This window comes from Pseudomonas sp. USTB-Z, from assembly GCF_019691255.1.
Taxonomy (GTDB): Bacteria; Pseudomonadota; Gammaproteobacteria; order Pseudomonadales; family Pseudomonadaceae; genus Aquipseudomonas; species Aquipseudomonas alloputida.
In genome coordinates this window covers 399,146-421,184 of the sequence record NZ_JAECZP010000001.1, presented here as the reverse complement: position 1 = coordinate 421,184, position 22,039 = coordinate 399,146, and the positions used below count along the sequence as shown (strand labels likewise).

General features: G+C 63.3%; 19 protein-coding genes. 6 read left to right on the top strand and 13 right to left on the bottom strand.

Translation table 11 applies throughout. The features are described 5' to 3' along the window. Window positions 1-129: 129 nt before the first annotated feature. Window positions 130-1,494 carry a GTPase/DUF3482 domain-containing protein gene (locus I8746_RS01840; RefSeq protein WP_012053978.1) on the bottom strand — a complete coding sequence of 455 codons (1,365 nt, stop codon included), beginning with the start codon at window positions 1,492-1,494 and terminating at the stop codon, window positions 130-132. After that, on the bottom strand, window positions 1,487-2,878 hold the full coding sequence (locus I8746_RS01835) for a DUF2868 domain-containing protein (protein ID WP_012053977.1): 1,392 nt from the start codon (window positions 2,876-2,878) through the stop codon (window positions 1,487-1,489). Before I8746_RS01835 ends, I8746_RS01840 begins: the two co-directional genes overlap by 8 nt. A gap of 54 nt (window positions 2,879-2,932) precedes the next feature. On the opposite strand from I8746_RS01835, the gene I8746_RS01830 reads away from it, so the two are divergent. After that, a complete protein-coding gene (locus I8746_RS01830; protein ID WP_003249048.1) occupies window positions 2,933-3,448 on the top strand; it encodes a dihydrofolate reductase in 516 nt (171 codons plus the stop codon). A 419-nt stretch (window positions 3,449-3,867) separates the two neighbouring features. Here the strand turns inward: I8746_RS01830 and I8746_RS01825 are convergent, their stop codons facing one another. After that, window positions 3,868-5,259 carry an L-cystine transporter gene (locus tag I8746_RS01825; RefSeq protein ID WP_003249050.1) on the bottom strand — a complete coding sequence of 464 codons (1,392 nt, stop codon included), beginning with the start codon at window positions 5,257-5,259 and terminating at the stop codon, window positions 3,868-3,870. Between the two features lie 244 nt (window positions 5,260-5,503). Here I8746_RS01825 and I8746_RS01820 point away from each other — a divergent pair, with 244 nt between their 5' ends. Continuing rightward, complete coding sequence (locus tag I8746_RS01820; protein ID WP_012053976.1) at window positions 5,504-6,559, top strand: phosphorylcholine phosphatase; 1,056 nt, start codon at window positions 5,504-5,506, stop codon at window positions 6,557-6,559. Between the two features lie 115 nt (window positions 6,560-6,674). Here I8746_RS01820 and ilvD read toward each other — a convergent pair whose 3' ends face one another. Together ilvD and I8746_RS01810 are read right to left on the bottom strand one after the other, a co-directional pair. Continuing rightward, window positions 6,675-8,516 (bottom strand): dihydroxy-acid dehydratase, encoded by a 1,842-nt coding sequence (gene ilvD, locus I8746_RS01815; RefSeq protein ID WP_003249056.1) that lies wholly within the window; start codon window positions 8,514-8,516, stop codon window positions 6,675-6,677. Between the two features lie 270 nt (window positions 8,517-8,786). Beyond that, window positions 8,787-9,983, bottom strand: coding sequence for a class I SAM-dependent rRNA methyltransferase (locus I8746_RS01810; protein ID WP_221099935.1), 1,197 nt, complete (start codon window positions 9,981-9,983; stop codon window positions 8,787-8,789). 175 nt (window positions 9,984-10,158) lie between these two features. Between I8746_RS01810 and I8746_RS01805 the strand changes: the two genes are divergently transcribed. Then, a complete protein-coding gene (locus I8746_RS01805; protein WP_173881454.1) occupies window positions 10,159-10,977 on the top strand; it encodes an HDOD domain-containing protein in 819 nt (272 codons plus the stop codon). Between the two features lie 3 nt (window positions 10,978-10,980). Next, entirely contained in the window at window positions 10,981-11,793 is an 813-nt protein-coding gene (mutM, locus tag I8746_RS01800; protein ID WP_010955661.1) for a bifunctional DNA-formamidopyrimidine glycosylase/DNA-(apurinic or apyrimidinic site) lyase, read from the top strand. Window positions 11,794-11,953: 160 nt separating this feature from the next. Here the strand turns inward: mutM and I8746_RS01795 are convergent, their stop codons facing one another. The 5 genes from I8746_RS01795 to I8746_RS01775 all read right to left on the bottom strand — a co-directional run bounded on the left by I8746_RS01795 (window position 11,954) and on the right by I8746_RS01775 (window position 16,451). Continuing rightward, complete coding sequence (locus tag I8746_RS01795; protein WP_003249063.1) at window positions 11,954-12,205, bottom strand: YfhL family 4Fe-4S dicluster ferredoxin; 252 nt, start codon at window positions 12,203-12,205, stop codon at window positions 11,954-11,956. 107 nt (window positions 12,206-12,312) lie between these two features. Further along, window positions 12,313-12,792 carry a pantetheine-phosphate adenylyltransferase gene (gene coaD / locus I8746_RS01790; RefSeq protein WP_003249065.1) on the bottom strand — a complete coding sequence of 160 codons (480 nt, stop codon included), beginning with the start codon at window positions 12,790-12,792 and terminating at the stop codon, window positions 12,313-12,315. Between the two features lie 112 nt (window positions 12,793-12,904). Then, the gene (locus I8746_RS01785) at window positions 12,905-14,503 is read right to left on the bottom strand and encodes a GMC family oxidoreductase (RefSeq protein WP_012053974.1); all 1,599 of its coding nucleotides are present in this window, start codon (window positions 14,501-14,503) and stop codon (window positions 12,905-12,907) included. Between the two features lie 21 nt (window positions 14,504-14,524). Further along, window positions 14,525-15,010, bottom strand: a complete 486-nt coding sequence (locus tag I8746_RS01780) for a hypothetical protein (protein ID WP_012053973.1) — start codon at window positions 15,008-15,010, stop codon at window positions 14,525-14,527. Between the two features lie 10 nt (window positions 15,011-15,020). Beyond that, window positions 15,021-16,451 (bottom strand): coniferyl aldehyde dehydrogenase, encoded by a 1,431-nt coding sequence (locus tag I8746_RS01775; RefSeq protein ID WP_014754745.1) that lies wholly within the window; start codon window positions 16,449-16,451, stop codon window positions 15,021-15,023. A 151-nt stretch (window positions 16,452-16,602) separates the two neighbouring features. Here I8746_RS01775 and I8746_RS01770 point away from each other — a divergent pair, with 151 nt between their 5' ends. Beyond that, window positions 16,603-17,268 carry a TetR/AcrR family transcriptional regulator gene (locus I8746_RS01770; RefSeq protein WP_003249070.1) on the top strand — a complete coding sequence of 222 codons (666 nt, stop codon included), beginning with the start codon at window positions 16,603-16,605 and terminating at the stop codon, window positions 17,266-17,268. 35 nt (window positions 17,269-17,303) lie between these two features. Further along, complete coding sequence (locus tag I8746_RS01765; protein ID WP_012053971.1) at window positions 17,304-18,158, top strand: sulfurtransferase; 855 nt, start codon at window positions 17,304-17,306, stop codon at window positions 18,156-18,158. A 118-nt stretch (window positions 18,159-18,276) separates the two neighbouring features. On the opposite strand, the gene I8746_RS01760 is transcribed toward I8746_RS01765, so the two are convergent. Genes I8746_RS01760 through I8746_RS01750 form a run of 3 tightly spaced genes read right to left on the bottom strand, consistent with a single transcriptional unit; the run spans window position 18,277 to window position 21,994 of the window. Next, window positions 18,277-19,269 carry a hydrolase gene (locus I8746_RS01760; RefSeq protein WP_014754743.1) on the bottom strand — a complete coding sequence of 331 codons (993 nt, stop codon included), beginning with the start codon at window positions 19,267-19,269 and terminating at the stop codon, window positions 18,277-18,279. A 60-nt stretch (window positions 19,270-19,329) separates the two neighbouring features. Further along, entirely contained in the window at window positions 19,330-20,700 is a 1,371-nt protein-coding gene (locus I8746_RS01755) for a pitrilysin family protein (RefSeq protein WP_014754742.1), read from the bottom strand. Beyond that, a complete protein-coding gene (locus tag I8746_RS01750) occupies window positions 20,693-21,994 on the bottom strand; it encodes a pitrilysin family protein (RefSeq protein WP_041167264.1) in 1,302 nt (433 codons plus the stop codon). The genes I8746_RS01755 and I8746_RS01750 overlap by 8 nt, the downstream gene beginning before the upstream one ends. Window positions 21,995-22,039: the final 45 nt, after the last annotated feature.

Here is a 22,039-nt window from a genome sequence, read left to right as displayed (position 1 = left end):
CCCGCCGTTCACCGTTGCCGCCGCCACCGTATTCGCGGGTAAACCCGCTCCTACGCAGATTGGGGGTGGGCACACTACACAGGCCGCCGTAGGAGCGGGTTCACCCGCGAAAGGGCCGGGCCTGCTGGCTCAAATCTGTGAAACCAGCGCCTCCAGCTGTTCCTGCCGCTCAGCCTGATTCAGCTTCGCCCCGGGATTCAGGGTGGACCATTGCGGGTGCGCCCGCGCCTTGACCAGCGCCTCCGGCAACTTGCCCTCGCGCCAGGCCTTTTCATCCAGCTCACCCAGCCTGATGCTGTCCTGCGCTGCATGCCCGCGGTTATCCAGCGCCACCATCAACTGCTGCTGACGCAAGGCCAGCAAACGCAATACAGTGTCGTCCACGGTCAGCTCGCGCTTGCCCTTGAGCTTGCCCATCAACCGTGACCCATAGTTGCGCGCCGTCTGCAGCGCGCCACCGGCAATCGCCCCGGCCAGCGCCGCTGCGCCGAGGGTAAGGCCACCAACCAGCAAATCGACCCCGGCACCGGCCGCAGCACCCGCCGCCACACCGCTGCCCAGGCGCACGCCCAGCAGTTTCAACGTCTCTGGATTGAACAAATCATCGCCCCAGCGGCCGTCCAGCAATGGCAGGTCGCTGGCATGGGCATCCTCGCGGCGGAAGGCATACAGCTTGAGCAAGGCTTCGACGCAGCGTTGTTCACGTTGGCGAATGTCCTGACGCAGCGCCGCGATGGCCCGGGCTTCTGCCGCCGGTTCGGCCTCGACACTGCGCCGGCATGCAGCGCAATCGAGCAGCAGTTCGGCAATCAGGCGCTTGCCGCTGTGCCGGCGTGCCAAGCGCTGCGCCTGCTGGTCGTCGATCAGCCGTTGCAGCGCCGGGCGGGCGTTTTCCAGCAGCAGCGCCAGGCTTTCGTACAAACGGCGCTCGCCATCTTCCGGCGGGGCCACGCTGTCGAACCGCACCAATGCGTGAAGCCCAAGCCGGGCAAGGGCTTCACGCCATTCCGGTTCGCGGTGCTGGCTGCTGGCGACGAAGTTGAGCACCGGCAGCAACGGCTTGCCGCAGTTGGCCAGTACTTCCAGTTCGTCGCGGTACTTGGCCAGCACCGGCTCGCGCGCATCAATCACATACAGCCCGGCATTGCTGGCCAGCAGTTGGCGCAATACCTTGGCCTCCTGCTCGAAACGTTGGCGCGCTTCGCTGCCCTGCAGAAAACGCTCCAGCCGGGCCGGGCCATCCAGGCGCTCGCCCGGGCGTTCCAGACGTTCAAGGTAGTCGAGCAGGGCGATGGCATCTTCCAGGCCGGGCGTGTCGTACAGCTCCAGCAGGGGTTCACCGTCCACAGACAGCCGCGCACCTTCCACATGGCGGGTAGTGCTGGGGCGGTGGGACACTTCGCCAAAACCGACGTCGCGGGTCAGGGTGCGCAGTAGCGAGGTTTTGCCAACATTGGTATGGCCGACCACGGCCAGTTTCAGTGGCTCAGTCATGGCCATGCTCCAGCCAGGTCAGCGGTGAGGTGTCGGCATGTTGCAGGCCAAGGCGGTCAAGGGCCTCGTGCCAATCGCCCAGGCGCTCGGCATCGAGGGGCTGGCCTGGTGCAGCCTGCAGCAGCCAGATACGGGTTGCGCCGGCATTGCGCGCCAGTTCGGCGAGCAGCGCCAAACTGCCGCGGTCCGGCGAGCGACGTGGGTCGCAGGCGATGGCCAGGCGTGCCGGTGGGAAGCGGCTGAGCTGTTCCAACAGCCGGTTGCGTGATTCGCGGCTGTCGAGCACGCCGGCATCGGTCACGCTTTTCGGTAAGGCAGGTGGCCAGGGGCGCTGGTCGTCCAGCTCCAGGCCCACCAGCAGGGCACCGCTGCTGCCGCTTTCCAGCTGCCCGGCGGCAAACTGCGGCAAGGCTTGCGGGGCAGCATCCTGCACGCCAATGCGCTCGCTGCGCGGCATCAGTGCCTCGCGCAGTTGCGCGTAACCGGGCAACCCCAGGTCCAGCGTCAGGCGTTCACGGCCCTGGCGCCAGCGCCACAGGCATAACCCGGCCAGCAGCAGGCGGGGCAGCAGGCCGTATACCAGCACCACGCCGAGCAGCCAGCTGGCCCAGGCCTGGCGGGCCACGTCCAGGGCTGGCAGGCTGTCGCCGCTGGCCCGGATCATGGCTTCGTCGGGCACGGCGAAGCCCAGCAACGAGGGGAGGGCGCCCAGCGCTTGGGTCAGGTGAATGAACGGCTCGGCGGCGAGCAAGGTGGTCTCCCAGACAAAGCCATAGCGCCGGGTCGCCAGCAAGACCAGCAGCATGCCCAGCGCGGTGAGCATCGCCAGCAGCCAAAGGCCGTGTACCAACAGGCCGAGCAGCCACCGGTTGAGGCGTTGACGTTGCAGCAGCACCAGCAGCGCTGGCGCCAGGTGCGCGGCCTTGGCATCGCGGGCAAAGCGTTCGCTTAGCCACAGCCACAAGCGGCCCAGCCCTGCGCCATGCTCGCCGCTCAGGGCAAAACCCATGCCCCAGCCAAGTAGCATCAGCAGGTTCAGCCCGAGCAGGCTGCCCAGCGCCCAGAACACATTCACCGGGCGCTGCCCGTCACCGAGGGCGGCCAGCCCCAGGCCCGCGCCGCTGAGCACGGCCATCAGCAACAAGGCCAGCAGCGCCAGGCGCGCGCCCTGCTTCCAATGGCGCAGGGCGCCGGTCATGTCATCGCGCTCGGCCAGGAACAGCGCACGTGTTTCGATGCGCGTGGCCAGGTCGCCACCTAGCTGGCGGGCGTAGCGGTTGGCTTCCTGGTCTTCCAGCGGGCCGGCATGTTCTTCGCGCAGGCGTACCGCTTCGGTGAGCCAGCGCTTGTCCAGTGGCGTGGGTGCAGTCACAAGGTCTTCCATTGCACAGGTCAAGGCAGAAGCATAACCCACACGCCCGGTGCTATCCTCGCTGGCATGAATACATCACTCCCCCTCAGCCTGATCGCGGCTTATGCCGAGAACCGCGTGATCGGCATCGACAACTCCATGCCCTGGCATTTGCCGGGGGACTTCAAGTACTTCAAGGCCACCACCCTGGGCAAGCCGATCATCATGGGGCGCAAGACTTGGGACTCGCTGGGGCGGCCGCTGCCTGGGCGGCTGAACATCGTGGTCAGCCGCCAGCCGGGGCTTGAACTTGCAGGTGCCGAAGTGTTCGCCTCGCTTGAAGAGGCGTTGGTGCGGGCCGAGCAGTGGGCGCGCGAGCAGGGCGTCGGTGAGCTGATGCTCATTGGTGGGGCGCAGCTGTATGGGCAGGCGCTGGAGAAGGGGCTGGTCAGCCGCATGTACCTGACGCGGGTTGAGTTGGCGCCAGAGGGGGATGCGTGGTTCCCGGCGTTTGATGAAGGGCAGTGGAGGCTGACTTCTAGCGAGGCACAGGCTGAGGAAGGTAAGCCGGTGTATCACTTCGAGGTTTGGGATAAGGGGTGAGATTGTTGGGGGCTGCTCTGCAGCCCTTCGCGGGTGAACCCGCTCCTACAGCGGCCTGTGTCCGACCCCCGATGTGTATCCACCACCCAGTAGGAGCGGGTTTACCCGCGAATACGATAGCGGCGGCAACGGTGGACGGCGGGTGAAAATTGGCCAGCAGGCCCGGCCCTTTCGCGGGTGAACCCGCTCCTACAGCGGCCTGTGTCCGACCCCCGATGTGTATCCACCACCCAGTAGGAGCGGGTTTACCCGCGAATACGATAGCGGCGGCAACGGTGAACGGCGGGTGAAATTGGCCGGCAGGCCTGGCCCTTTCGCGGGTAAACCCGCTCCTACGGGAGACCGCAGGGTGTTCGGATTTTGAGCAAGACACGAACGAACTTGTTGCGAAAGGGGCGCAACGCGCCCCCGGCGATCTATCAGGTGTGGCTCAGCTCGGCATGTTCATCACCGGCCAGCACTTCCTTGTCAGTCTCTTTCAACAGTTGGCTGGTGACAACGCCCGCCGTCATCGAACCGTTCACGTTCAACGCCGTACGGCCCATATCGATCAGCGGCTCCACCGAAATCAGCAACGCCACCAGTTCCACCGGCAAGCCCATGGCTGGCAGCACGATCAGCGCGGCAAAGGTGGCACCGCCGCCCACGCCGGCAACCCCTGCAGAGCTCAGCGTGACGATGGCCACCAGGGTGGCGATCCACAGCGGGTCGAAGGTGTCGATGCCTACCGCTGGCGCGACCATCACCGCCAGCATGGCAGGATAGAGCCCGGCGCAGCCGTTCTGGCCAATGGTGGTGCCGAACGATGCGCTGAAGCTGGCGATCGATTGCGGCACGCCCAGACGGCGGGTTTGTGCTTCGATGTTCAGCGGAATGCTGGCGGCGCTGGAGCGGCTGGTGAAGGCGAAGGTCAGCACCGGCCACACCTTGCGGAAGAAGCGCAGCGGGCTCACGCCGGTGGCGGCGAGGATGATGCCGTGCACCACGAACATCAACCCCAGGCCCAGGTACGACACCACCACGAAGCTGCCCAGCTTGAGGATGTCCTCCGTGTTGGAACTGGCCACTACTTTGGTCATCAACGCCAGCACGCCATAGGGGGTCAGCTTCATCACGACCCGCACCAGGCGCATTACCCAGGCCTGCAGGGTGTCGATGGCCGACAGGGCGCGCTCGCCCTTCTCGGCGTCGTCCTTGATCAACTGGAGCGCGGCCAGGCCGAGGAACACGGCAAAAATCACCACGCTGATGATCGAGGTCGGCTTGGCCCGCGCCAGGTCGCCTACCGGGTTGCTGGGGATGAACGACAGCAGCAGTTGCGGGATGTTGAGGTCGGCAACCTTGCCCGCGTAGTCACTGTGGATAACCTGCATGCGTGCGCTTTCCTGGGCGCCGGCCACCAGGCCCTCGGCGCTGAGGCCGAACAGGTTGGTCAACACAATGCCGATCAGGGCGGCAATGGCCGTGGTCAGCAGCAGGGTGCCGATGCTCAGCACGCTGATGCGGCCCAGCGAAGAGGCAGTGTGCAAACGTGCCACGGCACTGAGGATCGAGGCGAAGATCAGCGGCATGACGATCATCTGCAGCAGGCCGACATAGCCGTTGCCGACCAGATCGAGCCAGGCGATGGTTGCCTTGAGCACGGGGTGGCCAGCGCCATAGATCGTGTGCAGCACAAGGCCGAAGACCACGCCCAGCACCAGGCCAAGCAGTACCTTCTTGGCCAGGCTCCAGTCGGTGCGGCGGGTTTGTGCCAGGCCCAGCAACAGGGCCAGGAACGCCAGCAGGTTGAGTGACAGCGGCAGATTCATTGAAGCTCCAGCAGAAAAAAGCAGAAGTGGCATCGCCTCTGTGAGCGATTGCGAACGGAAATGCTAACAGCCTGAAAACAAACGAATTTATACCCAAATGGAATTTGCATAGTCGTTTATGGAATAACGGGATGTCGCAGATTGCAATGAACAAGGCGTTTGCGGCTGCCTGGAGGTCGTTATCGGGGGCTTGCAGTGGGGATTGTTGCACTAGCGTTTCTGAGTCATTTCAGGAGATTCGTACATGAAAGTCGCTGTGAAAGCCGCCGCCATTGGCCTGTCCCTGCTGTTCAGTATCGAAAGCTTCGCCACGGAGCTCAAACACTGGCCTGCTGACGCGGCCAAACAGCTCGACAGCATGATCGCTGCCAATGCCAACAAGGGTAACTACGCGGTATTCGACATGGACAACACCAGTTACCGCTATGACCTGGAAGAAGCCTTGCTTCCGTTCATGGAAAACAAGGGCCTGCTAAGCCGCGACAAGCTCGACCCTTCGTTGAAGCTGATGCCGTTCAAGGACACTGCCGAGCACAAGGAAAGCCTGTTCAGTTATTACTACCGGCTGTGTGAAATCGATGACATGGTCTGCTACCCGTGGGTAGCCCAGGTGTTCTCCGGCTTTACCTTGCAGGAGCTGAAGGTGCAGGTGGATGAGCTGATGGCTTCGACCAAGCCGATCCCCAGCACCTATTACGAAGGCGACCAGGTCAAGGCCATCGAGGTTCAGCCGCCCAAGGTCTTCAAGGGCCAGGCCGAGCTGTACAACAAGCTGATGGAGAACGGCATCGAGGTCTATGTGATTTCGGCGGCCTCCGAGGAGCTGGTGCGCATGGTCGCCTCGGACCCCAAGTATGGTTATAACGTGAAGCCCCAGAACGTGATTGGCGTGAGCCTGCTGCTCAAGGACCGCACCAGCGGACAGCTGACCACTGCGCGCAAGCAGATCAGCGCCGGGCACTACGATGCCAAGGCTAACGAGGGCCTGGAGCTGACCCCTTACCTGTGGACCCCAGCCACCTGGATGGCGGGCAAGCAGGCGGCGATCCTTACCTACATCGATGAGTGGAAGAAACCGGTGCTGGTGGGCGGCGACACGCCGACCAGCGATGGCTACATGCAGTTCCATGGGGTGGATGTGGGCAAAGGTGGTATCCACCTGTGGATAAACCGCAAGGCCAAGTACATGGACCAGCTCAACGGGATGATTGCCAAAAATGCGGCAGCGCAGGCCAAGGAAGGGTTGCCGGTGACGGCGGACAAGAACTGGGTGATTGTCACGCCGGAGCAGATCCAGTAAATCTTGCCCTACCTGTGCGGCCCCTGTGGGAGCGGGCGTGCCCGCGAAGGGGCCGGTGCAGGCATAAAAAAACCGGCGCCCAGGGCGCCGGTTCTTATTTCACGCCAAAAGCACCTCAGAGGCCTTCCAGCATCGCCTTGTTACGCACAGCGCCTTTGTCGGCACTGGTGGCCAGCAGGGCATAGGCCTTGAGCGCGGTGGTTACCTTGCGGGGACGGACCTCGGCTGGCTTCCAGCCCTTCTTGTCCTGCTCGACACGGCGTTCCGCCAGCTCTTCATCGCTGACCAGCAGGTTGATCGAACGGTTAGGGATGTCGATCAGTACCTTGTCGCCGTCGCGCACCAGGCCGATGGCACCGCCCGCCGCGGCCTCTGGCGAGGCGTGGCCGATCGACAGGCCCGAGGTACCGCCCGAGAAGCGACCGTCGGTGAGCAGGGCGCAGGCCTTGCCCAGGCCTTTGGACTTGAGGTACGAGGTCGGGTAGAGCATTTCTTGCATGCCCGGGCCGCCTTTCGGGCCTTCGTAGCGGATGATGACGATGTCGCCGGCTTTCACCTCGTCGGCGAGGATGCCGCGCACGGCGCTGTCCTGGCTTTCGAAGATCTTCGCGGTGCCCTCGAACACGTGGATCGATTCGTCCACGCCGGCCGTTTTGACCACGCAGCCATCCAGTGCGATGTTGCCGTACAGCACGGCCAGGCCGCCCTCTTGCGAGTAGGCGTGTTCGAAGCTGCGGATGCAGCCGTTTTCACGGTCGTCGTCGAGGGTTTCCCAACGGGTCGACTGGCTGAATGCGGTCTGGGTCGGGATACCGGCCGGGCCGGCCTTGAAGAAGGTGTGCACCGCTTCGTCATCGGTCTGGGTGATGTCCCATTTGGCGATGGCTTCTTCCATGCTGCGGCTGTGCACGGTCGGCAGGTCGGTGTGCAGCAGGCCACCACGGGCCAGCGAACCGAGGATGCTGAAGATGCCGCCGGCGCGGTGGACGTCTTCCATGTGGTACTTCTGGATGTTTGGCGCCACTTTGCACAGCTGCGGCACTTTGCGTGACAGGCGGTCGATGTCGCGCAGGTCGAACGCCACTTCACCTTCTTGTGCTGCGGCCAGCAGGTGCAGGATGGTGTTGGTCGAGCCGCCCATGGCGATGTCCAGCATCATGGCGTTTTCGAACGCTTTGAAGTTGGCGATGCTGCGTGGCAGGACCGACTCGTCATTCTCGCCGTAGTAGCGCTTGCACAGCTCGACGATGGTGCGGCCGGCCGTGAGGAACAGCTGCTCGCGGTCGGAGTGGGTGGCCAGTGTCGAACCGTTGCCCGGCAGGGCCAGGCCCAGGGCTTCGGTCAGGCAGTTCATCGAGTTGGCGGTGAACATGCCGGAGCACGAACCGCAGGTCGGGCAGGCGCTGCGCTCGTATTCGGCGACTTTTTCGTCGGAGGCCGTGGAGTCGGCCGCGATGACCATGGCATCGACCAGGTCCAGGCCGTGGCTGGCCAGCTTGGTCTTGCCGGCTTCCATCGGGCCGCCGGAAACGAAGATCACCGGGATGTTCAGGCGCAGGGCGGCCATCAGCATGCCGGGGGTGATCTTGTCGCAGTTGGAGATGCAGACGATGGCGTCAGCGCAGTGCGCATTGACCATGTACTCCACCGCGTCGGCAATGATTTCGCGGCTTGGCAGCGAGTACAGCATGCCGTCGTGGCCCATGGCGATGCCGTCATCGACCGCGATGGTGTTGAATTCCTTGGCCACGCCACCGGCGCGTTCGATTTCGCGGGCGACCAGCTGGCCCAGGTCCTTCAGATGCACATGGCCCGGAACGAACTGGGTGAACGAGTTGGCGATGGCGATGATCGGTTTCTTGAAGTCTTCGTCCTTCATCCCGGTGGCGCGCCACAGGGCACGGGCGCCGGCCATGTTGCGGCCTTGGGTGGAAGTCTTGGAACGATAATCAGGCATGAAACACTCCTGGCGGCTTAATCAGGTCACAAATAGGGGAGTGAGCTTCTCTTGTCCTTTGCGCCGCAGGCCGGTTGCCACTGGCACGGATGGGGCCAAGACCGCGCGGGATCGCCGCGTGCTTGACCAGAGCTCATAAACCCGCCGGGGATGACTGGCGATGAATAGGCCGATTCTACACCGCTGGCGCGGTGAGGGAATGCAGATGTGGATGGTTGGCGGGGGGATTGCGGCAGGAAAGGGCCGCTGGGTGGCCCTTTTTGGCAGATATCAGCTGTTTGGCAGTAACCGGCAGGTGATGCTTTTGATGTAGCGGGTTTCGGCGATGGCCGGGTGTACCGGGTGATCCGGGCCCTGACCGCCTCGCTCGAGCAGCTGCATGTTGCGGTCCAGGTGGCGGGCGCTGGTCAGCAGGATGTTGTTCAGGTCGTCCTCGGGCAGGTGCATCGAGCACGAGGCGCTGACGAGGATGCCGTCTTTGTTCAACATGCGCATGGCCTGTTCGTTCAGGCGGCGGTAGGCCGCTTCGCCGTTTTTCAGGTCTTTTTTGCGCTTGATGAAGGCAGGTGGGTCGGCAATGATCACGTCGAAGCGTTCTTCGGCCGCCTTGAGCTCGCGCAGGGCTTCGAACACGTCGCCTTCGATGCAGGTCAGCTTCTCGCTGATGCCGTTCAGTGAAGCGTTACGCTCCACGCCGTCCAGGGCAAAGCCCGAGGCATCGACACAGAACACTTCGCTGGCGCCGAAGGCACCGGCCTGTACGCCCCAGCCACCGATATAGCTGAACAGGTCGAGTACACGCTTGCCCTTCACGTACGGTGCCAGGCGGGCGCGGTTCATGCGGTGGTCGTAGAACCAGCCCGTCTTCTGGCCTTCGCGCACCGGGGCTTCGAACTTGACGCCGTTCTCTTCCAGCGGCACCCAGTCCGGCACTTCGCCGTAGACGGTCTCGACATAGCGCTGCAGGCCTTCGGCATCGCGCGCGGCCGAATCGTTCTTGAACAGGATGCCGCTGGGCTTGAGCACCTGCACCAGTGCGGCGATCACGTCATCCTTGTGCGCTTCCATGGTGGCCGAGGCCAACTGCACCACGAGGATATCGAAGAAACGGTCGACCACCAGGCCTGGGAGCAGGTCGGAGTCACCGTAGACCAGGCGGTAGCACGGCTGGTCGAACAGGCGCTCGCGCAGCGACAGGGCGACATTCAGGCGGTGTACCAGCAGCGACTTGTCCAGCGGCAGCTTGATGTCGCGTGACAGCAGACGGGCGCAGATCAGGTTGTTCGGGCTCAGTGCGACGATGCCCAGCGGCTTGCCGTTGGCTGCCTCGAGAATGGCCTGCTGACCCGCCTGGAAGCCTTGCAAAGGGGTCGCGCTGACATCGACTTCGTTGCTGTAGACCCACAGGTGGCCGGCGCGCAGGCGGCGGTCGGCATTGGCTTTGAGGCGAAGGCTGGGCAGGGACATGACGTCGCTCCGGGAAAAAGAGCGGGATTATAGCGTGTCTGCAGTGCTTTAGCTTTTACAGGTGTGGTGCCCGGGGGCGCTGAGAGGGTTAAAATCCCCCGTCCTAAACGAGTGTGTACGTATGTCCCAAGAACTCAGCGCCGAACAGATCCAGCAAGCCTTGCAAGGCATCACCATCCCGCCTCAACCGCAGATCATGGTCGATCTGCAGTTCGAGCAGTACATGCCTGACCCAGACCTGGAAACCATCGCCAAGCTGATTTCCCAGGACCCGGGCCTCTCTGGCGCCTTGCTCAAGCTGGTCAACTCTCCGCACTTCGGGTTGTCCAACAAGATCGGTTCGATCCAGCGTGCGGTAAACCTGCTGGGGAGCCGGTCGATCATCAACCTGATCAACGCCCAGTCGATCAAGGGCGAGATGAGTGACGAGACCATCGTTACCCTCAACCGCTTCTGGGATACCGCCCAGGACGTCGCGATGACCTGCCTGACGCTGGCCAAGCGTACCGGCATACAGGCGGCGGACGAGGCCTATACCCTTGGCCTCTTCCATGACTGTGGCGTGCCGTTGATGCTCAAGCGCTTCCCCAATTACATGGACGTGCTGGAAGAGGCATACGCCAAGGCCGACGAAGAAACACGCGTGGTCGATACCGAAAACCGCACGTTCAACACCAACCATTCAGTGGTCGGCTACTTCACAGCCAAATCCTGGCGCTTGCCCGAGCACCTCAGTGCGGCCATCGCCAACCACCACAATGCCTTGGCCGTGTTCCGCGACGATACCTCGCGCAATACCCAGAGCCAGCTGAAAAACCTGTTGGCGGTGCTGAAGATGGCCGAGCATATCTGCGCGTCCTACCGTGTGCTGGGCAACCAGGCGGTGGACCACGAATGGAATGTGGTCGGCCCGTTGGTGCTCGATTACATTGGTTTGTCGGAATACGATTTCGAAAACCTCAAGCAGAACATTCGCGAGTTGGGCGGACACTGACACATGCCGGAATTGCCAGAAGTAGAAACCACCCGGCGCGGTATTGCGCCACACCTGGAAGGCCAGCGCGTCAGCCGTGTGGTGGTACGCGACCGGCGTCTGCGCTGGCCGATTCCGGAAGACCTCGATGTGCGCCTGTCAGGGCAGCGCATCGTCAGCGTGGAGCGACGTGCCAAGTACCTGTTGATCAATGCCGAAGTGGGTACGCTGATCAGCCACTTGGGCATGTCGGGTAACCTGCGGCTGGTCGAGCTGGGCTTGCCGGCGGCCAAGCATGAGCATGTCGACATCGAGCTGGAGTCCGGGCTGATGCTGCGCTACACCGACCCACGCCGCTTTGGTGCCATGCTGTGGAGCCTGGACCCTCTGAACCATGAGCTACTGCTGCGCTTGGGGCCTGAGCCGCTGACCGACCTGTTCGATGGTGAACGGCTGTTCCAGCTGTCCCGCGGGCGGTCGATGGCGGTCAAGCCGTTCATCATGGACAACGCGGTGGTGGTAGGGGTGGGCAACATCTACGCCACCGAGGCGCTGTTTGCCGCCGGTATCGACCCACGCCGGGAGGCGGGCGGGATTTCCAGGGCGCGCTACCTGAAACTGGCGATCGAGATCAAACGGGTGCTGGCGGCGGCCATCGAGCAGGGCGGTACCACCCTGCGCGACTTTATCGGTGGCGACGGGCAGCCGGGGTACTTCCAGCAGGAACTGTTTGTGTACGGGCGTGGCGGGCAGCCGTGCAAGGTATGCGGCACTGAGTTGCGCGAAGTGAAGCTGGGGCAGAGGGCGAGCGTGTACTGCCCGCGCTGCCAACGCTGAAACGTTCGCTGCAAACCTGTTGAAGCAAAACCTGAACGTTGGCGCGGTAACTGTGGGGGCGGGCAAGCCTGCGAAGCAGGCGACGCGATGAATGGCACCGGCTACGCCGGTGTTCGCGGCATGCCCGCTCCCACAGGGACCGTGCAGCGAAGGGCAGTGATCAGCCCTTGCCAGTGATCCGGCGATACTTGGCCATCAGCTGTTCTTCGGTTTCCGGGTGCGCTTCATCCAGCGGGATGCAGTCGACCGGGCAGACCTGCTGGCACTGCGGCTCGTCGTAATGGCCTACGCACTGGGTGCACAGGTTAGGGTCGATCACGTAGATCTCTTCGCCTTGGGAGATAGCCTCGTTCGGGCACTCGGGTTCGCAGACGTCGCAATTGATGCAATCGTCGGTGATGATCAGGGACATGGGGACTCCGGCCGGGGCTCACAGCCCGGGCATGTTCAACGCAATGGGCACAATTGTGCCGCATTCGCGCCCGCAGTGCACGCGGGCGCGACAATCAGGCGTCAGGCTTACTTCTTGAAGCGTTCAGTCAGTGCGTCGGCCACCACCGGGTGGACGAACTTGCTGATATCACCGCCCAGCGCAGCAATCTCCCGGACCAGGGTCGAGGAAATGAACGAATAACGCTCCGACGGCGTCAGGAACAGGCTCTCGACATCGGGGGCCAGTTGCCGGTTCATGTTCGCCAGCTGGAACTCGTACTCGAAGTCGGACACCGCACGCAGGCCACGCAGGAAGACGTTGGCGCCCTGTTCCTTGGCGAAATGCGCCAACAGGGAAGAGAAGCCGATGACTTCGACATTGGGCAGGTGCTTGGTGACCTCACGGGCGAGCTCAACCCGTTGTTCCAGGGGGAACAAGGGGTTTTTCTTGGGGCTGGCCGCCACCGCGATGATCACGTGGTCGAATAGCCGCGAAGCGCGCTCGACCAGATCGCCATGGCCTTTGGTAATGGGGTCGAAAGTACCCGGGTACAACACTCGGTTCATCGCGTCATCCTGGCTGGAGTGCGTTGGGGAGTCGGATGGTAGCGCAGCGACGGCGCCCCGGCCAAGTCATGCGGCCGACTGATGGCACTATAGACAGGGGCCATGTTCGTTGTCATGCGCTGTGTGCCAGGCGGCTGACCAGTGCTTCGCTGAGCCTGGCGCTGATGGCATACACCGATAATTGCGGGTTGGCGCCGATGCTGGTGGGGAACAGCGAGCCGTCGTGAATCGACAGGTTTTCCAGCTGGTGATGGCGCCCCAGGCTGTCGCACACCGCCTGACGCGGATCTTCGCCGAGGGCGCAGCCGCCCATCACATGGGCACTGCCCAAGCGCGTGCGGAAGGGCTCCAGGCGCAGTTTGTCGATCATGGTCAGGGCCTGTTCCAGGCGAGAGGCGGCGCTGGCGTCGCTGTGCACTGGGGTTACCTGGGTGGCGCCAGCGGCGAACTGTATGTGCGCCATGCTGCGGTAGGCGCGCCGCAGGCCATCCCGCAGGTAGTCGGTGACCGGGTAATCGAGCACGGGTGAACCATCGCCGCGCAGTTCCACGGCCCCGCCCTGGCTTTCGGGGTGAAAACCATCGCGTAGCAGCGCCAGCATCACATGGGTATGGGGCAGCTCGGCCATGCGCTGGGCACTCTCGTGGCCGTGCCCGCCCAGCAGGGTGCTGGCCAGGGCCGGATGCAGCGGCGGTACTTCCAGCTTGTAGCCAGCCGGGCCGTCTACGCCGCCTTGCCACTGAAAGTGATCGCTGTAGATCGATTGCGGGGCGCCATGGTAGGGGTCGATACGCTCGCTGAAGCGTGCCGCACTGAAGTTGACCAGGTGCAGGAAGGTTCGCTTGCCCAGGCGACCATGCGGGTCGGGCGCGGCAGAGCGCAGCAGCAGGGCCGGGCTGTTGATACCGCCACCGGCCAGGAGGTAATGACGTGCCCGCACGCTGACCTGCCGGCCAGTAGGGTGTATGCCCTGGGCGTCCAGGGCCTGGCATGTCAGGCTCTGAATGCGTTCGCCGTTGTGGGTGAAGCGCTCGGCCCGCGCCAGGTACAGCAGTTCGCCGCCTTGCTCGAGGGTGGCAGGTATACGGGTCACCAGCATCGATTGTTTGGCATTCACCGGGCAGCCCATGCCGCAGTAGCCCAGGTTCCAGCAGCCGCGCACATTGCGCGGGATCACCCCCCAGCGGTAACCCAGCTGTTCGCAGCCCCGGCGCAGCACCTCGTTGTTGGCATTCGGCGGCAAGGCCCAAGGGCTGATGCCCAGTTCCTGCTCCATGCGCTCGAACCAGGGGCGCAGTTCATCCTCGCCCAAACCGTTCACGCCATGGACCGAGGCCCAGTGCGCCAGGGTTTGCGGCGGGGTACGAAAGCTTGAGGTCCAGTTCACCAGCGTGGTGCCACCCACGGCGCGGCCCTGCAGGATGGTAATGGCGCCATCCTTGCTCATGCGTCCCAGGCCTTCCTGGTACAGGCTTGCGTAGGCTTCACTCTCCAGCAGGTGGAAATCGCTACTGGTTTTCAGGGGGCCTTCTTCGATCAGCAGTACTTTGAAACCGGCAGCGCTGAGCATCTGCGCACTGGTGGCGCCGCCGGCACCACTGCCGATCACGGCAATGTCGGCCTCCAGAAACAGGTCGTGCTCCAGGCGCGAGGCGTCGTGGGTGATCCAGCCGCGTTCGAGGCCTTGGCGAAACGGGTCGGGGACAGGCATTGGCGATGCTCTTGTTGTTTTTCAGATTTTCGGTGGGCCCGGGTAACCGCAGTCTGCCCAGGATTCAGGGCGTTCGTACCAGGCCATTTGCAGCAGTTGCAGCAACGAGGCGTGCCCCATGCGTAGCAGGTTCAGCGAGCTGTCCTGCCAACGCTGCAGGAACGCCGTGACCTGCGTGGCGCAAGCTTGGCCCCAACTGCCCCAGACGCCGGTCAGCGGGCCGCGAGTCAGCGGCAGGCTGAGCACGTCGAATAATTGCCGGGTGAGCTTGAGCATTTCCGGCGACAACGCCGCCAGCTTGTTGTCGAGGCTGCGCAACACCGGCGCATCGGTGGCCTGTGTACCGGCCAGGACCACCGGGATCAGCGCACGCAGCAGGGGCAGGTCGTCGTCACGGAGTACCTGATAGCCGGTCGCGGCGGTTTGCACGCTGCACCCCACCAGGCTGGCACCCGCCAGAAAAGCACTGGCGCCGAGGCTGAAACGCAGCAGGTCGCGGCGGTGCATGGTGCGATCCTCAGCGGATGAACAGTTTGTAGACCAAGCGCTGCAAGGCTTTGCCATAAGGCGGGTAGATCAGCCGTGCGGCGTTGAAGCGTTGTTTGGCAAGTACTGCCTTGGCCTTGCTGAAGGTGAGGAAGCCGTCATGACCATGGTAGTGGCCCATGCCTGAAGGGCCGATGCCGCCGAAGGGTAGATCGTCCTGGGCAACATGCAGCAAGGTGTCGTTCAGGCACACACCGCCGGAGTGGGTGTGACGCAGCACATGCTCCTGGGTGTGGCGGTCATAGCCAAAGAAGTACAGCGCCAGTGGGCGTGGGCGCTGGTTGATGTAGGCCAAGGCCTGGTCGAGGCCGTCATAAGGCACTAACGGCAATAGCGGGCCGAAGATTTCGTCCTGCATCACCTGCATGCTGTCGTTCACATCCAGCAGCAAGTGTGGTGGCAGGCGCCGCCCCTGAGGGGCTTCGCCTGGGTACAAGTCGAGTACTTGCGCGCCTTTGGCGCGGGCATCGTCCAGCAGGTGCTGCAAGCGCTGCAACTGGCGCGGGTTGATGATGGCGGTGTAGTCGGGGTTGTCGGCAATACGCGGGTACAGTCGGTGCACGGCGCGCTGGTAGGCGTCGCTGAAGGCGGGCAGCCGTTCGCGCGGCACCAGTACGTAGTCGGGGGCGACGCAGGTTTGGCCGGCGTTGAGGGTCTTGCCGAAGGCGATGCGTTCGGCGGCGCTGTCCAGCGGCACATCGTCAGAAACAATAGCGGGGGATTTGCCACCCAGCTCCAGGGTGACCGGGGTCAGGTTGTGTGCGGCAGCCTGCATCACCTGGCGGCCCACGCTGGTGGCACCGGTGAACAGCAGGTGATCGAACGGCAGGCGGGCGAAGGCCTGGCCCACCTCGACCTCACCGAGCACAACGCTGACCAGGTCTGTGGGGAACACACGCTCGAGCAGTTGCTGTAGGGCCAGGCCAGTCGCGGGCGTGGCCTCGCTAAGCTTGAGCATGACCCGGTTGCCGGCGGCCAGGGCGCAGGTCAACGGGCCGATGGCGAGGAACAGCGGGTAGTTCCACGGCACCATGATGCCGACCACGCCCAAGGGTTGATAGCGCACCTGTGCGCTGGCCGGCTGGAACGCCAGGCCGACGCGGCGTCGGCGGGTGCGCATCCAGCTTTGCAAGTGCTTTTCGGCGTGACGCAGGCCCTGCACCGACGGTAGCAGTTCGGCCAGCAAGGTCTCATCGGCGCTGCGCCCGGCAAAATCCTGGCTGATGGCTTCGATCAGTCCTGCCTGGCTGCTCAGCAAGGCTTCACGCAGGCTTTTCAGCCACTGGCGCCGCTGCGCCGCTGGTGGCAGCGGGTTACCGGCAAAGGCCTGGCGCTGGGCCGCGAACGTCGTTGCGAGGTCGAGGTCGAATTGCAGAGGGGGCAAGGCACTGGGCGAGTTCATGGTGGTGTCGAGTCCGGGCCGGGGTTGCCTAGAGCCTATACTCTAATTTGTACCATGGTGCGAATTTTTCCATGCCGCTCAACGGTGCATTCCATCTGTAATACGCCGTAAGATAAACCTTTGATGAAAGCCCGCAGACTGGGAGCTGAGCATGGCCCCGCGCATGAAGACCCGAGAGCGCATCGTGCAGAACAGCCTGGAGCTGTTCAACCAGCAGGGCGAACGCAGCGTCAGTACCAACCACATTGCCGCGCACATGGAAATCTCGCCCGGCAACCTGTATTACCACTTCCCCAACAAGCAGGCGATCATTGCCCTGTTGTTCAGCCAGTACGAAGCGCTGGTGGACAGCTTTCTGCGCCCGCCGCAGGGCCGCGCGGCAACCGTGGAAGACAAGCGCTTCTACCTCAAGGCCTTGCTGGCGGCGATGTGGAACTACCGCTTCTTGCACCGTGACCTGGAACATCTGCTGGACAGCGATGCCGAACTGGCCGCCCGTTACCGGCGTTTTTCCGAACGCTGCCTGCGCCAGGGCCAGGCGATCTACCGCGGCTTCGTCGAGGCAGGGATCCTGGCCATGGTGCCGGCGCAGATCGAATCGCTGACCATAAATGCCTGGATCGTGCTGACATCATGGGTACGTTTTCTCAGCACCACACGTGAACATTCCGCGCACTTGGGTGAAGAAGCCTTCAAGCGCGGCGTCTATCAGGTGTTGGTGCTGGAGCTCGGTTTCGTCACCGACAATGCCCGTCCTGCCGTGGACGCGCTGTGTCAGGAATTCCATGTACCGTTCAACCAGGCCCTGGAGCACTAGCCCAGGGCTCTTGTGCCATCGATCAGGAGATTGTCATGCCCCTTGCGCAATTGATCACCCCGCAGCAGTTGGCCGAGCGTCTGGGCTCGCCCAAGTTGGTGATCCTCGACTGCCGCTTTGCCCTCGAGGATGTGGACTATGGCCAGCGCAGCTATGCCCAGGGGCATATTGAGGGGGCGCATTTTGCCGACCTGGACCGGGATCTCAGCGGGCCGGTGAGCAAGGGGCGCACCGGGCGCCACCCGCTGCCCGATGCCCAGCGGCTGGTCGAGCGCCTGCGAGAGTGGGGCCTGGACAATGACAGCGAGGTGGTGCTGTATGACGACGGCCCCGGCGCCTTTGCCGCCCGCGCCTGGTGGCTGCTGGTCTGGCTGGGCAAGCGCAGCGGTGTGGCGATTCTGGACGGTGGCCTGAAGGCCTGGCACGCGGCGCACCTGCCGTTGAGCCTGGACCCGCCGCCCAAACGTGAGGGCACTTTCAGTGGGGAACCTGACGCGAAGCTGCTGATCGATGCCGACCATCTGGGCAAGCGCCTTGGTAGTGCAGACCTGACCTTGATCGATGCGCGTGCCTTGCCGCGTTTTCGCGGTGAAGTGGAGCCTATCGACCCGGTGGCAGGGCATATTCCCGGGGCCCAGTGCGCGGCGTTTACCGACAACCTGGGGGCTGACGGGCGTTTTTTGCCGGCGGATCAGCTAAAGCAGCGTTTTGCCGAAAAGCTGGGTGGACGAGCGCCGGAGCAGTTGGTGTCTTATTGCGGGTCTGGGGTAACCGCTTGCCATAACCTGTTTGCAATGGCCCTGGCGGGGTACCCGCTGGGCAAGCTGTATGCGGGGTCGTGGAGCGAGTGGATCAACAACCCGCAGCATGCTGTGGCCACCGGCGAGTAAGCAGACCGGGTTGAGCCCCTGTAGGAGCGGGCCCCCGCGGTGGTTGGCACCGGCAATGCCGGTGTACGTGGGCATGCCCGCTCCCACAGGGGACGCGCAGCCTTTACGCATTCGAGCGCTAGCTACCGTCCACCAGCCACTGCGGAATCCGTCGTTCCAGGTAGTACCCCGGATTTCGCAGGCTGCCATCGACAAAGCCCACATGCCCACCGCGGTCATGCAGTTCGAAGCGGGTTTGTGGTGACAGTTCACGGGTCGTCGGCAGGCTGTGGCTGGACACGAAGGGGTCATCGCTGGAATGGATGATCAGCGTGGGCGTGCGGTTCTGGCCGAGGAAGAAGTGGCTGGATGAGCGACGATAGTAGTCGTGCGCATCGCGAAAGCCATTGAGCGGTGCAGTGACTTTACCGTCGAAGTCCCAGAATGTGCGCAAGTTGGTGAGTTGGCCCAGGCGCTCCAGTGTCGCCAGCTGTTCATGCTGGCCTTGGTCGTGGAAGTGCCGCTGCTTGAGCTGAACATACGCCAGCATCTCGCGCATGAAATGCGCCTGATACACCTTGGAGAACCCTTGGCCGATACGGTCGGCGCAGTGGTCCAGGCGAAACGGCACCGAAACTGCAGCCGCTGCCTCCAGTTGGCTGGCGACGCCGCTCTCACCCAAGTATTTCAACAATACATTGCCACCCAGCGAATAACCCACTGCATACAGCGGCGCCAGCGGGCGCTGGGCGCGAAGATGGCTGACAATTTCCGCCAGGTCTTCGCTGGCGCCGGAATGGTAACTGCGCGGCAACAGGTTGGGCTCGCCTGAACAACCTCGCCAGTTCACTGCCACACTGGCCCAGCCGCGACCTTGCAGCGCTTGCTGCAAGCCTTTCACGTAAGGCGAGTGAGACGAGCCGGTCAGCCCATGCAGCACCAGTACCAGTGGCGCATGGGGTTGGTGCGGGCCATGCCAGTCCAGATCGATGAAGTCGCCGTCGGCCAGCCACAGTCGCTCGCGGTCGCGCTGCAGCTCAGGCAGCTTGCGCCAGAGTGGCCCCCACAGGGTCTGCAGGTGGGGATTGGACAGGCCGATGGCCGGACGGAATGTGGCGTTGTGGCTGGGCATGCTGGGTGGCTCATGATGTGCCTTGCTAGCTTGCCACGAAACAGCGCCACAGTACCTGCGCTATTGGTCGGGGGCTGGCAGCGGCTGTTGCTGAACGCCTGGTCCGACACTGACAAGTACCTTGCGGCTCAGGGCCAGCCGGCGCTGCATGACGGCTCGGACATCTGCCGGGGTAAGTTCGGCAATACGGGCGCTGTACGTGTCGAGATGATCGGCAGGTTGCCGCTGATGGGTTACTTCCGTCAGCAGTGTTGCCAGTTGCCTGTTCTGCGCGATCCCTCGCAGCAACTGCCCTTCCAGCTGTTTGCGTGCCAGTTGCAGCTCCAGCTGGGTGGGCCCTTGGTCGATGAACGCCTGCAGCAGGGTTTCTACCAGTGCCTGCGAGCCCTGCACATGCTGGGGCGCAACCTCCCATTCCACGGTGAACAGGCCGCCTGCACTCAATGGCAATACATGCGTGTGCACGCCGTAGGTCAGGCCGCGTCGTTGGCGCAACTCCACCATCAAGCGCGACTCGAGGCCCTCTCCCAGAACAGCGCTTGCCAAGGTCAGGGCCAGAAACTCCGGATCGTTGGCGGGTACGTTCATGGGCAGTGCCAGCAGGACCGCACTGCTGGCACCGGCCTGTTCGACGACTATCGTCGCGCTGGGGGCCGATGGGGCTGCCGGCAGTTCGGTGGCCGACCAGCCTTGCGGCAGGGCCTGGCTGATCTGCTGTGAGATGGCTTGGGCTTGTGCAAGGGAAAGGTCGCCTACCACGACCATCTCAAGGTTGCTGGCGCAGTAGGCGCGTTGGTGGAATGACCGCAAGTCCTCAGGGGTAATGGCCTCGATACCTTGAGCGGTGCTGCCCAGAGGGTTGCCGTAAGGATGCCCGTTGAACAGGTGTCGGAAGACTTCGCTACGTGCTCTGAAAATGGGTAGCCGCTCGCGCGATGCATGGTTTTGCAGCAACTGGCGCTTGATCTTGGTCAGGGCCATTGGGTGGAAGACAGGGTGGGCCACGAGGTCGGTAAGCAGCGCCAAGGCCGGGTCGAGCAAAGAAGGAGGGCTAAGGCTGCGCAGGCGCAGCGTCGCATGTTCCAGACGTACTTGTTTTTCCATGACCGCGCCCAGGCGCTCCAGGTGCTCAGCCTGCTGGGCAGCCGTGTAGGCCTGGCTACCCTCATCGAGCATGGAGAGCGTCAAGGCTGCCAGGCCAGGGTACAGAGTGTCCTGCGTAGTGCCGGCCTTGAACCGTAGTATCACGTCAACGATTGGCAGTTCCCGTGCTTCAACGAATTTGACGTCCGTGCCCGTAGTCGTCTTCCACGCTTGAACCGGTGTATGGATGGTTTCGAACTGGTTCAGGTCAAGTCCCTGGGCAGAGAGCAGCCCGCCGTAAAGGTTGTTGGCTCCGGCAGGCTGTTGCGGGGTCGTTGAGTCAGTCATGAGCGCTTTCCTTGTGGTGCGTGAACGTGAAGGCTGCACGGGAATCGGTGAGGAATTCATAGGCAGCCAGGCCTACCTGCTCGGCTGTCACGGTCTCGATGGCCTGTTGTTCTTCCTCGAGCGAAATGACCGGCAAGCCACAGGCGGCCTGTTTACCCATGGTTTGGGCCTGTTCGGCAATGTCGTCCCGTTCGAAAATCAGCCTGGCCAGCAGACGAGCCTTGGCACGTTGCAGGTGTTCCTTGGCTGGCGCTGACTGGCGAAACGCTTCGATCTCCTGCATCAGCCGCTCGGCCGCGGTCTCAGGGGTTACGTGTGGGCTGCAGAACGCGTAAAGGGTCAGCAGGCTGTCACCGCGCTGCCAGGGTTCATAGGTCGCTTTCATGTATTGCAGGATGGGTTCGTCCAGCAGCAGCCTGCGCTGGAGGATGCTGCTGTAGCCGTTGGCAAGCAGATCGGGAAGTAGACGCAGTGCGTAGGCCTGCCTGGCAGACTGCGCGGTACGCTGGCTGGGTAGTTTGAAGCTTATGATCGCGCCGTTGTGCAAGCCTGGCAGGCGCAGCGTCTGAAAACGCCGGCCGTGGGAGGAGGGCCCCGTGGGTAAGGGCTGCATCGGCAAGCGATGGGCGGGGATCGCCGCAAAGTGGCGCGTCACCAAGGTTTGCAGTTGTAGCAGGCTGATGTCGCCGGCCACGGCGAGGGTGGCATTGTTGGGGTGATACCAGGTCTGGTACCAGGTACGCGCTGCGGCTGGAGTGAGGCTCTCCAGATCTGACAGGTGGCCAATGACAGGCGTGCCATGGCCACTATTGCCGTAAGCCAGCAAGTCGTGATGCTCCAGTGCCAATGCCCAAGGATTGTTGTCCACTGCCTCGCGCCGCTCAGCCATGACCACTGCCAGTTCCCGAGCAAAGGGCGTATCGCCGAGGGTGGCACTGGCCATGACATCAGCCATGGCCTCCAGGGCAATTTCCAGGTGGCGGGTTGGCAAGGTGAGCGGAAATACCGTGGCATCCGCATAGGTGAATGCATTCGGGTCGCCGCCCAAGCGGGTCATGAGGGTTGAGTACTGGCCAGGCGCCAGCTTGCTGCTGCCCTCGAACAGTAGATGCTCCAAGGCATGGGACAGGCCGGTGTGGCCTTCAGGTTCGTAGCTGGAGCCTACGTGGTACCACAGCTGCACGCTGACCAGTGGCGCACGGTGGTCTTCACGCAGGCAGACGTGCAGGCCGTTGGCGAGGGTAAAAGAACCTTTCGAGCCTGCCATTAGCGGCGGGGAGGGGTGTTCGGCCATGGTTGAACTGCTCCTTCAGGAAATGAAGGAGCAGCTTCAACCATG